General features: G+C 71.1%; 10 protein-coding genes. 4 read left to right on the top strand and 6 right to left on the bottom strand.

What is annotated here, in order from left to right; genetic code table 11:
- The first annotated feature begins 7 nt into the window (after nt 1–7).
- Nucleotides 8–3,274 carry a phosphodiester glycosidase family protein gene (locus ACTWP9_RS15005; RefSeq protein WP_443246735.1) on the top strand — a complete coding sequence of 1,089 codons (3,267 nt, stop codon included), beginning with the start codon at nt 8–10 and terminating at the stop codon, nt 3,272–3,274.
- 114 nt (nt 3,275–3,388) lie between these two features.
- Here the strand turns inward: ACTWP9_RS15005 and ACTWP9_RS15000 are convergent, their stop codons facing one another.
- The 4 genes from ACTWP9_RS15000 to uvrB form a co-directional block, all read right to left on the bottom strand.
- Nucleotides 3,389–4,390 carry a TerC family protein gene (locus ACTWP9_RS15000; protein WP_443246619.1) on the bottom strand — a complete coding sequence of 334 codons (1,002 nt, stop codon included), beginning with the start codon at nt 4,388–4,390 and terminating at the stop codon, nt 3,389–3,391.
- 317 nt (nt 4,391–4,707) lie between these two features.
- Complete coding sequence (locus ACTWP9_RS14995) at nt 4,708–6,666, bottom strand: TerD family protein (RefSeq protein WP_443246618.1); 1,959 nt, start codon at nt 6,664–6,666, stop codon at nt 4,708–4,710.
- 52 nt (nt 6,667–6,718) lie between these two features.
- Nucleotides 6,719–7,297, bottom strand: coding sequence for a TerD family protein (locus ACTWP9_RS14990; RefSeq protein ID WP_443246617.1), 579 nt, complete (start codon nt 7,295–7,297; stop codon nt 6,719–6,721).
- Between the two features lie 174 nt (nt 7,298–7,471).
- A complete protein-coding gene (gene uvrB / locus ACTWP9_RS14985; RefSeq protein WP_443246616.1) occupies nt 7,472–9,592 on the bottom strand; it encodes an excinuclease ABC subunit UvrB in 2,121 nt (706 codons plus the stop codon).
- Between the two features lie 204 nt (nt 9,593–9,796).
- Between uvrB and ACTWP9_RS14980 the strand changes: the two genes are divergently transcribed.
- The 3 genes from ACTWP9_RS14980 to ACTWP9_RS14970 all read left to right on the top strand — a co-directional run bounded on the left by ACTWP9_RS14980 (nt 9,797) and on the right by ACTWP9_RS14970 (nt 12,962).
- Complete coding sequence (locus ACTWP9_RS14980) at nt 9,797–10,816, top strand: glycerophosphodiester phosphodiesterase family protein (protein WP_443246615.1); 1,020 nt, start codon at nt 9,797–9,799, stop codon at nt 10,814–10,816.
- Between the two features lie 163 nt (nt 10,817–10,979).
- Nucleotides 10,980–11,540, top strand: a complete 561-nt coding sequence (locus ACTWP9_RS14975; protein ID WP_443246614.1) for a methylated-DNA--[protein]-cysteine S-methyltransferase — start codon at nt 10,980–10,982, stop codon at nt 11,538–11,540.
- 111 nt (nt 11,541–11,651) lie between these two features.
- Nucleotides 11,652–12,962: an MFS transporter gene (locus ACTWP9_RS14970; protein WP_443246734.1), complete on the top strand. Its 1,311-nt coding sequence runs from the start codon at nt 11,652–11,654 to the stop codon at nt 12,960–12,962.
- A 157-nt stretch (nt 12,963–13,119) separates the two neighbouring features.
- Here ACTWP9_RS14970 and ACTWP9_RS14965 read toward each other — a convergent pair whose 3' ends face one another.
- Nucleotides 13,120–13,902, bottom strand: coding sequence for a PIG-L deacetylase family protein (locus tag ACTWP9_RS14965; RefSeq protein ID WP_443246613.1), 783 nt, complete (start codon nt 13,900–13,902; stop codon nt 13,120–13,122).
- Nucleotides 13,903–14,055: 153 nt separating this feature from the next.
- A complete protein-coding gene (locus tag ACTWP9_RS14960) occupies nt 14,056–14,529 on the bottom strand; it encodes a type II toxin-antitoxin system PemK/MazF family toxin (RefSeq protein WP_443246612.1) in 474 nt (157 codons plus the stop codon).
- Between the last annotated feature and the right edge of the window lies 1 nt (nt 14,530).

Below are 14,530 nucleotides of genomic sequence, written 5' to 3'. Positions count from 1 at the left end.
CGACGGCATGGAGCTCTCGCGCACCACCCGCCCCATCGCCCCCGGCGCCGAACTCACCTCCTTCGACCGGCTCGAATCCGACAAGTGGCTGCGGGCCGACGCCCTCACCTTCAAGCTCGGCAGCGGCCGCACCGGGGCCACGGCCGACTACCTCTCCTCCGGCAAGGTCACCGAGCGCCGGACGGTCAGCGAGCTGGCCAAGGCGCACGACCCCGGCAAGGGACGCCGCACCGTCGCCGCGTTCAACGCCGACTTCTTCGACATCCACGAGACGGGCGCCCCGCTCGGCCCCGGCGTACGCGACGGCAAGCCCACCCACTCCCCCGCCCCGGGCGTCTCCGAAGCGGTCGGCGTCGGCCCCGAGGCGGCGGGCCGCATCCTGGACCTGTACTTCGAGGGCACCGTCACCCTCCCGGAGGACACCGCACCGCTCGGCGGCCGGGACGCCGCGAACGTCCCCGAGGACGGCATCGGGCTGTACGACGCGAACTGGGGCGCGGCTGACCGGGCGCTGACGGTCGACCAGGACTCGGACGTGACGGAGGTGACCGTCGAGGACGGCAAGGTCGCCTCCGTGGCCGAGAAGCCCGGAAAGGGTGACATCCCCGAGGGCGTCGGTGTCCTCATCGGCCGGGGGGACGGCGCCGAGCAGCTGGCCGAGCTGCACACCGGGGACCCGGTCAGCTGGACGTACCGGGTGCGTACCGACGACGGCTCGTCCGTGCCGCGTACGGCGGTCGGCGGGCGCGGGGTGCTGGTCGAGGACGGGAAGCCGCAGGACTGGGAGGGCAGGCCGAACAACGCGGCGGCGCCCCGCACAGCGGTCGGATTCTCCAAGGACGGCGGCACGATGCATGTGCTGACGGTGGACGGCAGGCAGGCCGCCTCGGGCGGGGTGACGCTGACCGAACTCGGCCGGATGATGCGGGACTTGGGCGCCTACAACGCCCTCAACCTGGACGGCGGCGGCTCCTCCACCCTGCTGGCCCGCGAGCCGGGCGGCGCCACGCTCGGGGTGGAGAATTCGCCCTCCGACGGCGAGGAGCGCGAGGTACCCGACGGTCTGGCGCTGACCGCTCCCGAGGGTTCAGGGCGACTGTCCGGCTTCTGGGTGAAGACGGCCGTCGACCCGGGCAAGGCGGCCACGGCGGACAACATGCCGGGCGGCCACCCCGACCGCGTCTTCCCCGGCCTGACGCGCAAACTGACCGCCGCCCCGTACGACGAGACGTACGGCCCCGCCGACGGCGCGCCGCGGCCGGGGTGGCGCACGACGCGGCCGGACGTGGGCCGGGTCGACGGGCAGGGCGTCTTCACGGCGCGCCGGACCGGCAGCACCGATGTCACCGCACGTGCCGGCGCGGCGAAGGGATCCACCGAGCTGCGCGTCCTCGGCGAGCTCGACCGCCTCCGGCCCACCACGGACCGGGTGGCGCTGGCGGACGGCGCCGCGAGCGAGTCGTTCAGGCTGATCGGTTACGACGCGGACGGCAACAGCGCGCCCATCGAGCCGGGCGACGCGCAGCTGTCGTACGACCGTTCGCTTTTCTCCATCGTTCCGGACAAGGACAGCGCCGCCGGTGCGTTCACCGTCCGGACCCGTTCCGGGCAGGATTCCGCCTCGGGCACGGTGACCGTCACGGTGCGGGGACACACGACGCGGCTGGCCGTCACGGTCGGGCTGCGGGAACAGCAGGTGGCCGATTTCGACGACGCGGCCAAGTGGTCGTTCAGCGGTGCCCGCGCCACCGGCGCGGTGGCGGCCGAGCCGGCCGGCCAGGAGGGTGGCGGGCTCAAGCTCAGCTACGACTTCACCCAGTCGACGGCCACCCGCGCCGCCTACGCCAACCCGCCCGCCGAACGGGAGATTTCCGGCCAGCCGCGCAGCTTCACCATGTGGATAAAGGGCGACGGCTCGGGGGCCTGGCCCTCGCTCCATCTCAAGGACGCGGCAGGCACCGACCAGATACTGCGCGGACCGCTGGTGGAGTGGAAGGGCTGGCAGCGGGTCACCTTCGAGGTGCCGGAGGGGGTGACCTATCCGCTGAAGCTGCGCCGTTTCTACCTCGCCGAGACCCGTCCCACCGCGCAGTACAAGGGTGAGGTGGTACTGGACGAACTGGTCGCGCGGACGCCGCCGGATGTCGACCTTCCGGCCGCCGGGCGCCCGCACGATCCGCTGATCTCCACCGCCGCCGACACGGCCGGCCGCGACTGGCGGTTCGCGGTGATGTCGGACGCCCAGTTCGTGGCGCGCGACCCGGACAGCGAGGCCGTACGGCAGGCACGCCGGACCCTGCGCGAGATCCGCGCCGCACGGCCCGACTTCCTGTTCGTCAACGGGGATCTGGTGGACGAGGGCGCCCCGGCTGATCTGGCGTTCGCACGGAAGATACTGGAGGAGGAGCTGGGCGACGCGGTCGACTGGTACTACGTGCCGGGCAACCACGAGGTGATGGGCGGCTCGATCGCCAACTTCGTCAAGGAGTTCGGCCCCGCGCAGCGCACCTTCGACCACCGCGGGACGCGCTTCATCACGCTGGACACCTCGTCGCTGACGATACGAGGCGGTGGATACGCACAGTTCCAGGAACTGCGGCGGCAGTTGGACGACGCGGCGCGGGACCGGAACATCGACTCGGTCGCCGTGATCGAGCATGTACCGCCGCGCGATCCGACGCCTCAGCGGGCCAGCAGGCTCACCGACCGGATGGAGGCCGATCTGCTGGAGCGGTGGCTGGCCGATTTCCGCAGCCGCTCGGGCAAGGGCGCGGCGCTGGTGGCGGGGCATGTCGGTGCCTTCGACGCCTCCCGGGTGGACGGCGTCCCGTATCTGGTGAACGGGAACTCGGGCAAGGCTCCCGCCGCACCGCCGGACAAGGGCGGCTTCACCGGCTGGTCGCTGCTGGGCGTCGGCCAGGGACGGCCCCCGCGCGACGGTGACTGGATCTCGGCGCAGACCCGCGCCCATGTGGACGCGCTGTTGCTGGACGCGCCCGAACGGCTCGCGGTGGGCGGCGAGGCCAGGGCGTCGGCGACGGTGCAGCAGGGCAGCGGACCGACCGCGCGCCGGGTCCCGGTCGGCTGGCCGGTGAGCGCGGACTGGCCGGGCTCACCGGGGCTGTGTGTGAAGGGCACCGTGCCGCGTGGCCGCTGTGTGGCCTCGTACGATCCGGCGGGCGGCACCCTCACCGGGCGCAGTCCCGGCACGGTCACTCTTTCGGTGATCGTCAACGGAGAACGCGCCGAGCAGAAGGTGACCGTCACCCGATAGCCCGGAGCCGCTGCGGAAAGCCTGCCGGAAGATCCCGGCCCCGCCCCCTACCGGAAGGAGTGGCGGGGCGGGGCCGGAGACCGGAGGGCGCGGGGTGGGTTCCCGGCCGCTGTATCAGGAGTCGGCGTGGGCCTGCTCTTCCTTCTCCCTCTCGGCAGCCTCGGCTGCCTGCGACTGCTTACGGGAGGCCATCAGCGAGGTGATCGTCGTGACGATCAGCACGGCGCAGATGACGCCCAGCGAGACCGGAATGCTGATCTCCGGCACATGCACCCCGGTCTCGTGCAGCGCGTGCAGCACCAGCTTGACGCCGATGAAGCCCAGGATGACCGAGAGCCCGTAGGACAGGTGGACCAGCTTCTGCAGCAGTCCGCCGATCAGGAAGTACAGCTGCCGCAGGCCCATCAGGGCGAAGGCGTTCGCGGTGAAGACGATGTACGGGTCCTGGGTGAGACCGAAGATCGCGGGGATGGAGTCCAGCGCGAACAGCACATCGGTGGTGCCGATCGCGAGCATCACGATCAGCATCGGCGTCATCAGCCGCTTGCCGTTCTCGACGATGAACAGCTTGGTGCCGTGGTACTTGTCCGTCGAGGGGAAGCGCCGCTCGACCGCCTTGAGCAGCCTGTTCTCCTCGAACTCCTCCTCTTCCTCGCCGGAGCGGGCCTCCTGGATCAGCTTCCAGGCGGTCCAGATGAGGAAGGCCCCGAAGATGAAGAACACCCAGGAGAAGGTCGAGATGATCGCGGCGCCCGCCGCGATGAACACGCCGCGCAGCACCAGCGCGATCAGCACCCCCACCATCAGCACCCGCTGCTGGTAGATGGACGGCACCGCGAACTTCGCCATGATCAGCACGAAGACGAAGAGGTTGTCGACGCTGAGCGACTTCTCGGTGATGAAGCCCGCGAAGAACTCACCGGACGTCTGACCGTCCCCGAACATGAAGAGGCCGAGCCCGAAGATGGCGGCGAGGACGATCCAGACGGTCGTCCAGATGCCTGCTTCCTTGAGCGAGACATCGTGCGGCTTGCGGCCGCCGATGAAGAAGTCGACCGCGATGAGGGCGCACAGACCGACGATGGTCAGCGCCCAGACGGTCATGGATATCTCCATGAACTATTCCTCCGGCTTGCATTCGAGCATGGGCCGGAGGTCTCTTCCACCCGAGCGCGCCGCCCACAGCGGATCGGGCCGGTGCCCCGGGACCGTCCTGTCCGGCCCGTACTGACGGGGTCACCGCGTGGCTGGGAATACTCCCCTCCGTTGAAGAGAGAGTAAAGTAATCCCATGAAAAGGTAAAGCCCGGGGATCTGGGGGAGCCCAGGCCCCGGTTGTCGGAGAAGCGCCACCTGCTGAGCGCTCCTTGCTCAGCCCTGGCTCAGCCCGCCTGCTCCACCCTCCGGCCCAGGCCGCCGCTCAGGCCCGTCCGCTCAGCCCCCGGAGGAGTGCCGCGCGGCCACGACACGGCGCAGCACCTGCGGCACGACCTGGCTGTTGCTGGGCGCCAGCGGCGGCTCGTACGTCCAGGCGTGGCCCACCCACGGGTCGGCGAGATGGTCGTCCGGCACCGGCGTCAGCCGCATCAGTGACCGCCACAGCGGGTCGAGAACCGGTCCGTAACCGCGCGCCTCGTCCCGGTCCGCGACCATCAGCAGGCTGACCCCGACCGAGGGGCCCTCGTCCGCGAGGTAGCGCAGCTGGTTGACGGCGCGGTCGTCGAAGCCGTGCGGGAAGTCGTGCACGACCAGCAGCTGGTCGGCCAGATCCAGGTCAGGCGGGAGGGCATCGGTGGCCCGGCTGCGTACCGCCATCTGGACGAGGTCGACGCGCTGCGTCAACCGCTCCAGGGTGCGCGCCACCCCGGAGGCACCCGCGGCGGGCGGCTCCCGCAGCACGCCGGACTCCACCAGCGGCAGCAGCGAGGTGGCGGCCGAGCCTGCCGGGTCGATGACATGCAGGGTCATCTCGTCTGCGGGGTGTACGGCGACGATACGGGCAGCCAGCGCGGTGGCGGTCAGCTGCGCGAGGCGGCGCAGCTCGTCCGCGTCCGCCAGACCGGCCTCACCGCCCCGCAGCCGACCGCTGTCGATCCACAGGCCCCGCTCCAGCGGCAGCCGCACCAGCATGGGGATGCACAGCTCGGCGCGCTCCGGAATGCTCAGATCACCCACCCGGAGGGCCATGGGGCGCTCGGCGGGCGGCTCGTACGCCTGCCAGACGGGATTGTCCCAGCGGGCCAGCGCCGGCGGCAGCGCCGGCTCGACCACCTCGGACTCGGCCTCCAGCTGGGCCATGTCCCGCTCCAGCACCGCACGGGCCTGCTCCACCAGCGCGCTGTGCTTGGCCCGGGCCTCGGCGCGGGCGGCGTCCGCCACGGGGCCGGTGCGGGTCCGCGGATCGTCGAGCACGCCCTCGAGCTCGCGGTCCATGCGGGAGTCGGCGAAGTCGACGGCCGAGCGGTAGGCCGCGACACTGCGGGCCAGGTCCTCGAACATGCCCCAGACCTGGTTGTAGAGCCGCTCCTCCATCGACCAGCCGGGGGCGTCCCCGGCGACGGGCTGGGAGCTGTCGCCGCCCTCGCCCTGCGGCCCGGCACCGGACTGCGGAGGCACGGCCGCGGACTGTGCGGGCCCGGCCGCGGGCTGCGGAGCGGCGGTCGCGCGCCGCGGGTGGCGGTAGTCGATCGGGCCGCCGCCGGTGCCTGTCCCGGCCCGGGCGGCGGACTGCTGGGCCTCGGCAGCGGGCTGGGCCGGAGCCGCGGCGGACTGTCCCGCCTCCGTGCGGGCGCCCGCTGCATGCCGGGTCGGCCGGTCCGGTGCGGGCGCCACCGAGCGGGCCATCCCGGCGGCCACCGCCTCGTTGATGGTGTCGGCGAGCGCGTGCGCCTCGGCCAGGCCCTGGTCGGCGAGCATCGCGGCCAGCCCGTCGGCGTAACCCTGCCCGACGGCCCGGACCTTCCAGGTGTCCTGGCGCAGATACAGCTCCAGGGCGACCACGGCGGACTCGGCGCTCAGCCCCGTCACCGTGTAGCTGACGATCTGCTCACCGTCCTGGCCGGTGACGGCGAGGAACGGCGCGGCGAGACCCGCGAAGCCGGCCGGGGCGCCCGGCACCGTCGGCAGGGCCAGCAGGATGTTCACCCGGTGGACGTCCTGCGGCAGTGCACCCGGATCGACGGCGAGGTGGTGCACGGCCGCCGCCTGGCGGGACACCTCGATCCCGGGCAGCTGCGGCGCTGCGGGGTGGGCGATCCACCCCGCGTCGCGCATCCGCCCCTGCTCGTCGTTGAGCGTCGCCCCGGCGACGATCGGGGTGCCCGCCGTCACCCGGATCTCCACCCGGGTCCCGGGCAGCGGGTGGTTCTGCCCCCGGACCAGCTCGGCCGTCATCGTCGTGCCTCTCCCCTGTGGCTCGTCACACCTGCGGCGCAATCCCGGCCTGTTACAGCTTCGGCAGGATCGTCGGCATCAGGTCCTGGAAGGTGCGGCCGTTGGCGGGCTCACCGATGGCGGTCATCTGCCACCCGTTGCCCTGCCGGTGGACCTTGGCCATGATCTGCGCGGTGTACTGGCCGCCACCGGTGAGGGTGTAACGGGCCATCTCCTGACCGTTGGTCTCGTCGACGAGGCGGCAGAAGGCGTTCTCGACCTCGGTGAAGGTCTGCCCGGTGAACGAGTTGACCGTGAAGACGATCTGGTCGATGTGGACCGGAACGCGCTGCAGGTCCACCAGGATCGCCTCGTCGTCGCCGCCCTGCCCCGCGCCGCCCACCAGGTTGTCACCGGTGTGCTTGACCGAGCCGTCGTCGCTCACCAGGTGGCGGAAGAAGACCACGTCGACCGGCTGCTTGTCGGCGAAGAGCACCGCCGACGCGTCGAGGTCGATCTCCTTCGAGCGCTTGCCGAACAGCCCCCGACGCTGTGCGGACTGCCAGCCCAGGCCCATGCGCACCGCCGTGAGCGTGGCTCCGTCGCTCTTCTGAAGGCTGATCCCCTGGCCCTTGGACAAGTTGACCGACACGTGCGTCCCCTCTCTTGAACCGGGGCCGCCACCGGCCGACGGCCACCAGGCACAGAACCCTACGCAAGGGCACCGACAGCCCGGACGGCCGCCCTGGACTTGTGTCGGTCTTGCAACACTCCACGCGGGGCCGCTACCCACAGTGCTCCGTGCGGGCGGTCCCCGTGCCCGGCGTTACTTGAGCCCCGCCTCCTTCATCTGGCGCAGCTCCTTCTTCAGTTCACCGACCTCGTCACGCAGCCGGGCGGCCACCTCGAACTGGAGCTCGGCGGCGGCAGCGCGCATCCGCTCGGTCAGCTCCTCGATGGTCTGGGCCAGTTCGGCGGCGGGCCGGTCGGTCAGCTCGCCGGCTGCGGCACCCTTGGCGGCCCGGCTCTTGGCGGGGGTGGGCGCCTTGGTCTTGCCCTTGCCCGTCTCGTCCCGCTTGCGGTAGCCCGTGTCCAGCAGCGTCTCGGTGTCGATCTCCTCGCGGACGATGTCCGCGACGATGTCGCCGATCTTCTTGCGCAGCGGCTCGGGGTCGATGCCGTGTTCCTCGTTGTAGGCGATCTGCTTCTCGCGGCGCCGGTTGGTCTCCTCGATCGCCCGCTGCATACCGGGGGTGACCTGGTCCGCGTACATGTGCACCTGGCCGGAGACGTTACGGGCCGCGCGGCCGATGGTCTGGATCAGGGAGGTGCCGGAGCGCAGGAAGCCCTCCTTGTCGGCGTCCAGGATGGCCACCAGGGAGACCTCCGGCAGGTCGAGGCCCTCACGCAGCAGGTTGATGCCCACCAGCACGTCGTACTCGCCCGAGCGCAGCTCGCGCAGCAGCTCGATGCGGCGCAGGGTGTCCACGTCGCTGTGCAGATAGCGGACCTGGATGCCCAGCTCCAGGAAGTAGTCCGTCAGATCCTCGGCCATCTTCTTGGTGAGGGTGGTGACCAGCACCCGCTCGTTGCGCTCCTCGCGCAGCCGGATCTCGTGCACCAGGTCGTCGATCTGGCCCTCGGTCGGCTTGACGACCACCTCCGGGTCGACCAGCCCGGTGGGGCGGATGACCTGCTCCACGTAGCCGTCGGAGCGGGCCAGCTCGTAGGGGCCCGGCGTCGCCGAGAGGTAGACCGTCTGGTCGGTGCGCGCCAGGAACTCCTCCCACTTCAGCGGGCGGTTGTCGAGCGCTGAGGGCAGCCGGAAGCCGTGGTCGATCAGTGTGCGCTTGCGCGCCGCGTCGCCCTCGTACATGGCGCCGATCTGCGGGACCGTCTGGTGCGACTCGTCGATGACCAGCAGGAAGTCGTCGGGGAAGTAGTCCAGCAGGGTGTGCGGCGCGGAGCCGGGGTCACGGCCGTCGATGTGCCGCGAGTAGTTCTCGATGCCGGAGCAGGTGCCGATCTGGCGCATCATCTCGATGTCGTACGTCGTCCGCATCCGCAGCCGCTGGGCCTCCAGGAGCTTGCCCTGCTTCTCCAGCGTGGCCAGCGTCTCGGTCAGCTCGGCCTCGATCGCGCCGATGGCGCGCTCCATGCGCTCCGGGCCCGCCACGTAGTGGGAGGCGGGGAAGACGTACAGCTCCTGGTCGTCCGTGATCACCTCGCCGGTGAGCGGGTGGAGGGTGGAGAGGGCCTCGATCTCGTCACCGAACATCTCGATGCGGACGGCCAGCTCCTCGTAGACCGGGAAGATCTCGATGGTGTCGCCCCGGACCCGGAAGGTGCCCCGGGTGAAGGACATGTCGTTGCGGGTGTACTGCACGTCGACGAAGCGGCGCAGCAGCTCGTCCCTGTCGACCTCCTGGCCGATCTTCAGCGGGACCATGCGGTCCACGTACTCCTGCGGGGTGCCCAGGCCGTAGATGCAGGAGACGGAGGCGACGACGACCACATCACGCCGGGTGAGCAGCGAGTTCGTCGCACTGTGGCGCAGACGTTCGACCTCCTCGTTGATCGAGGAGTCCTTCTCGATGTAGGTGTCCGTCTGCGGGACGTACGCCTCCGGCTGGTAGTAGTCGTAGTACGAGACGAAATACTCGACCGCGTTGTTCGGCAGCAGCTCGCGGAACTCGTTGGCGAGTTGCGCCGCCAGGGTCTTGTTCGGCGCCATCACCAGCGTCGGGCGCTGGAGCTTCTCGATCATCCATGCAGTGGTGGCCGACTTGCCGGTGCCCGTGGCACCCAGCAGCACGACGTCCTTCTCATCTGCGGTGACCCGCTGTGCGAGCTCCGCGATGGCGGTCGGCTGGTCGCCGCTGGGCTGGTACGGGCTGACGACCTCGAAGGGCGCCACCTTGCGTTGGATCTCGGTGTTGGGCCGCATGCTCACAACGGTACGACTCACCACTGACAGCGGGCTCCCGCCCGCAAACTACCCCCCACTGGCAGATAGCTGCCAATTTGTTCCGTCGCAGGTCAGCGGCTCATGCACCGCTCGTTCAGCTCTACGCCACTTTGTCCCCGCTTGTTTGTATTGCGCATCGGGAACTGTTTCGGCAGTCCGTGCAGCACAAGCGAGGAGTCCCGCATGTCGATACGCCCGCTGACCGCTACCGCCGCAGGTGCGCTGCTGGGTATGAGCGCGCTCTTCCTCACCGCCGCGCCGACCGCCGCGGCCTCGGATCGGTCGGCGAGACAGACACCGGAGCCCGTCGTCGATCCCGTCGACCCCGAACCCGCCGATCCCGAGCCCGCCTACGCTGCCGAACCCACCGGCGCCGAGACACCTGCTTCGAAGCCTGGTGTCCGAAAGCCACGCAAGGCCCCCGTTCCGGTTGCGCACAGGGGAGCATCCGGTTACGCGCCGGAGAACACGCTCGCCGCCGTCGACAAGGCCCACGATCTCGGCATCGACTGGGTCGAGAACGACGTGCAGCGCACCAAGGACGGCAAGCTCATCGTCATCCACGACACCACGCTCTCCCGCACCACGAACGTCGAGAAACGCTTCCCGGACCGCAGCCCGTGGAAGGTCTCCGACTTCACCCTCAAGGAGATCAAGACGCTGGACGCCGGCAGCTGGTTCGGCAGCAAGTTCAAGGGCCAGAAAATCCCCACCCTGAACGAGTTCCTGGACCGGCTGAACAGGAACGGGCAGGAGCTCCTGCTGGAGCTCAAGTCGCCCGGCCTCTACCCCGGCATCGAACGCGAGACCCTCGCCACGCTGCGGTCCAAGGGCTTTCTGGGCCTCAACACCAGGAACAAGCTGATCATCCAGAGCTTCGACAAGGCGTCGGTCAAGAGGATCCACCAGCAGCAGTCCCAGGTGAAGACGGGCTTCCTGGGCACCCCGAAGACCAGCGACCTGAAGGAATACGCCAAGTTCACCGACCAGATCAACCCCACCTACACGGACGCCACCGAGAAGTACGTGAACGCCGTTCACGCGCTCAAGGGCCCCCACAACAAGACGCTGGAGGTCTTCACCTGGACCGTGAACGACGCCGGCACCGCCCGTAAGGTCGCCGACGCGGGTGTGGACGGCATCATCTCCAACAAGCCGGACGTGGTCCGCGACGCCGTGACGCAGAGGTCGCCCCTCGGCTGAGCGCCGCCTCCGGAGGCCGGGGCCGAGCCGCGGCCCCGGCCGGGGACGGAGCCTGGGCCCTGGGCCGGAGCCCGGAGCCCGGGGCCGTGGGCCGTGGGCCGGAGCCCGGGGCGCTGAACGGCTGGCGCCGGGGACTGTCAGTGGGGGCCTCTAGGGTGCCGGTATGACTGACACCCCGGTGCGGCAGCCGGCCTGGACCCTGCGGGAGACGCCCATCGGGCCGCTGCTGCTCGCGGCCACCGAGGAGGGTCTGGTCAACGTCGTCTTCCACGCGCGAGGACGCACGCTCGACCAGGCCCTCTCCCGGCTGGCCGGGCGCCTGGGCGCCGAGCCGCTCCCCGCCGAGCGCGCCCCCGCATCGCCCGGCCACCTCGCCGCAGCCGCAGCGGAGCTCGACCGCTACTTCGCGGGCTTCCCCGGCCCCTTCACCGTCCCGCTGGACTGGTCGCTGACCGGCGGCTTCAACGAACGGGTCCTGCGCGAGCTGGCGACCCATGTGCCGTACGGGACGACCGTCGGCTATCAGGATCTGGCGCTCCGCGTGGGCGACCCCGGCGCGGCCCGTGCGGTCGGCGTCGCCATGGGCGCCAACCCGCTGCCGGTCGTGGTGCCCTGCCACCGCGTCCTGGAGAGTTCGGGCGCGATAGGCGGCTTCGGCGGCGGCCTGGAAACCAAGCGGGCCCTTCTCGCCCTGGAGGGCGTACTTCCGGAGCCCCTGTTCTGACCGTCCATGGATCCTCCGTAAGTCCATGGTGGGCAGGCGGCGTGAGGTGCCAGACTGCGCGTCGTGACTGACATTCGTGACACGGCCGACGGTGATGACACGCCCGGGGACATAGCCGGCTCCCCGGCCAAGCTCACTGCCGGGCAGTCCGCGGTGCTCGGCGGGGTCGAACTGGAGGCCGTACGGCGACGGGTGCGGCTGGCGCTGGTCATCAGTCAGATCCTCGGGGGGCTGGGAGTCTCCACCGCGGTGGCGCTGGCCGCCGTGCTGGCCGAGGAGATCGGGGGCTCGGAGGCCGTGGCGGGGCTGGCGTCCACGTCCTCGGTCATCGGCACGGCGCTGCTGTCGCTGCCGTTCGCGGCGCTGATGGCCCGGCGCGGGCGGCGGGTGGGGCTGACGTCCGCCTACGCGGTCGCCGCTGTCGGCGGGCTCGTCGTGGTGACCGGGGCAGCGGTGCGGAACTTCCCGTTGCTGCTGGTGGGCATGGCCGCCTTCGGTGCCAGCAACACCGCCAACCTCCAGGCACGCTTCGCCGCTGCCGACCTGGCCGAGCCGCTGCACCGGGCGCGGGCCATCTCGACGGTCGTATGGGCGACCACCATCGGCGCCGTGCTGGGCCCGAACATCGCGGCGCCCGCCGGGAGAACCGTGACAGGGCTCGGTGTGCCGGAGGCCGCGGGCCCCTTCCTGTGGGGCACCGTCGTCTTCCTGGCGGCCGGGGCGCTGCTGCATCTGCTGCTGCGGCCTGACCCGCTGCTGACGGCCCGCGCGCTGGCACGCGCCGAGAGGGGCGACGCCGCCCAGGGCGCGGAAGCGGAAACGGACGGGGACGGTGGCGGGCGGTCGCTGCGGGCCGGGCTGGCCGCGGTGGCGGACTCGCCGCACGCCCGCGTCGCCTTGGCGGCAATAGCCGGCTCCCACACGGTGATGGTCTCCGTGATGGTGATGACCCCTGTGGACCTGGGCGGACACGGTGCCGGGGTGGAGCTGATCGGGCTGGTCATCAGCGGGCACATCACCGGTATGTACGCCTTCTCCCCCGTGATGGGCTGGCTTGCGGACCGGATCGGGCGGTTCAGCGTCATCCTGCTCGGCGTTGCCCTGCTGGGGTGTGCCACGGCGCTGGCCGGGACGGCGAACGGAAACCACGCACAGTCCGCCGCCGGGCTGTTCCTGCTCGGGCTGGGCTGGTCGGCTTGCCTGGTCTCCGGCTCCGCGCTGCTCACGGACTCCGTCCCGCAGCAGGCCCGCGCGGCCGTACAGGGCTTCTCGGACCTGATCATGAACTCGGCCGCGGGTGTCGGCGGCGCCCTCTCCGGCCTCGTCGTCGCCCAAGCGGGCTACGGCTGGCTCAACCTGCTGGCCGCGGCGCTGCTGGTGCCCGTCACGCTGCTGACGGTCGCCGTCGCGGCACGGCGCTGACCCGCGGTGGAGGGCCGCGCCCCTTCATCCCCGCCGCAACGGCGTCCAGCCCCGACGGCGGGGGACCGGCGGTGCCGAACCCACCGGCTGGGCGGGGTTCGGCACCGCCGAAATCGGCATCGGACGTCTCGCCGTTGCGGCAGGGAAGTGTTACGGCTCAGCGGGCGTGGAGTTCGAAGGCGACCGAGCGGCGGCCGCCGTTCCGGTGGCCGTAGTGGTCCAGGCCGCCGTAGACGATCGAACGCGCGTATGTCTCGGGATCCTCGTCGGTGAGTGCCTCGATGTAGGCACGGTGCTCCAGCAGCGAGGCAAGGCCCTTGCGGGCCGCGTCCTCCCCCACCAGGACGGCGTGCGTGACGGCCGGTGCAGCGGCGACGGCCACCCATCGCACTCCGGCCCAGGGCAGGACGCCGTCCTGTTCGAGCTGGTCGCTGAAGATCCACCGGTTGCCCGCGTCACCGACGGCGTCGAGGACGGAGCGGCCCAACGCGCGGTGGTCGGGGGTGTTCCAGGGGCTGCCGGGTGCGTCGCCCCAGGTGTCGTGGTGGTTGATGGTGAGGACCAGCTCGGGCCGGTGTTTGCGGATCGCCGCCGCGATGTCCCGGCGCAGTGCCGGGCCCTCCTCCAGTACGCCGTCGCGGTGGTCGAGGAACTCCACCTCGGCCACCCCTACGACCCCAGCGCTGGCGCGCTGCTCGGCCTCGCGTACGCGGGCGGCCTCGGCGGGCTCCATGGTGTCGATGCCCGCCTCGCCCCTGGTGGCAAGGACGTAGACGACTTCCTTGCCCTGGGCCGTCCACTCGGCGACGGCCGCGGCAGCGCCGTACTCCAGGTCGTCCGGGTGTGCGACGATCGCCAGCGCCCGGGTCCAGTCCTCCGGCATCGCCGCCAGCCGCGCCGTCGTGCCGTGCTCCTCCACGCTCTGCGCTGTGGCCGTCATCCCGTTCCACCTTTCTTCGCGCGCCCCCGTTGGCGCTGATCAGCTGACGCAACGATCAACGGATGCAACGGCACACCGCGCCGAACTGTTCCCGAGCGGCACCCTCAGCGTGTCAGCCCACGGGCCCGGAAGCATGTCGGCCGTCCGGCCGGTTCAACGCCAGCCGTAGACCTGTTGGAGGCGGTGCACCACCGCGTTGAAGCGTGCGCGGTCCAGGGCGCACGCCTCGCGCCGCATGCCGCGCGGATGCACCCGCAGCACCCGATCGAGTCCCACCCATGACTCCCGCCCCTCGCGGTCCCAGGGACCGGAACCCAGCGGCAGCCACTCCTGGTCACCGTTCCTGGTCCGGGAGGTGAGCTGTACGGCGAGGACCGGGGACGGGTCACCGTTGCCCTCCCGCGCGACGATCAGCACCGGCCGGTCCTTGCCCCGGCCGTCGGCCTCCTCGTACGGCACCCACGTCCATACGATCTCCCCGGGGTCCGGGTCGCCGTCCGGATCGGGCGCGTACGTCATACGTACGGCGCCCACGGCGCGCGGATCCACCTCGACCGTGGCGGTGGCTCCGCTCCTGCCGGGGAACTGCTCGTCTTCCTCGCCCAACTGGCCGGCTACCTGACTCATG

The sequence above is a fragment of the Streptomyces sp. 3N207 genome, from assembly GCF_052246355.1.
In the GTDB taxonomy this organism is placed as follows: domain Bacteria; phylum Actinomycetota; class Actinomycetes; order Streptomycetales; family Streptomycetaceae; genus Streptomyces.
The sequence above is the reverse complement of the archived record's forward strand: the minus strand, read 5'-3'. Positions and strand labels throughout refer to the sequence as shown.

Bases quoted from the DNA above. Each gene is read 5' to 3' on its own strand.
- ACTWP9_RS15005 (WP_443246735.1), top strand. From the start codon at position 8: ATGGAGCTCTCGCGCACCACCCGCCCCATCGCCCCCGGCGCCGAACTC.
- ACTWP9_RS15000 (WP_443246619.1), bottom strand. From the start codon at position 4,390: ATGGAGATATCCATGACCGTCTGGGCGCTGACCATCGTCGGTCTGTGC.
- ACTWP9_RS14995 (WP_443246618.1), bottom strand. From the start codon at position 6,666: ATGACGGCCGAGCTGGTCCGGGGGCAGAACCACCCGCTGCCCGGGACC.
- uvrB (WP_443246616.1), bottom strand. From the start codon at position 9,592: ATGCGGCCCAACACCGAGATCCAACGCAAGGTGGCGCCCTTCGAGGTC.
- ACTWP9_RS14980 (WP_443246615.1), top strand. From the start codon at position 9,797: ATGTCGATACGCCCGCTGACCGCTACCGCCGCAGGTGCGCTGCTGGGT.
- ACTWP9_RS14975 (WP_443246614.1), top strand. From the start codon at position 10,980: ATGACTGACACCCCGGTGCGGCAGCCGGCCTGGACCCTGCGGGAGACG.
- ACTWP9_RS14965 (WP_443246613.1), bottom strand. From the start codon at position 13,902: ATGACGGCCACAGCGCAGAGCGTGGAGGAGCACGGCACGACGGCGCGG.
- ACTWP9_RS14960 (WP_443246612.1), bottom strand. From the start codon at position 14,529: ATGAGTCAGGTAGCCGGCCAGTTGGGCGAGGAAGACGAGCAGTTCCCC.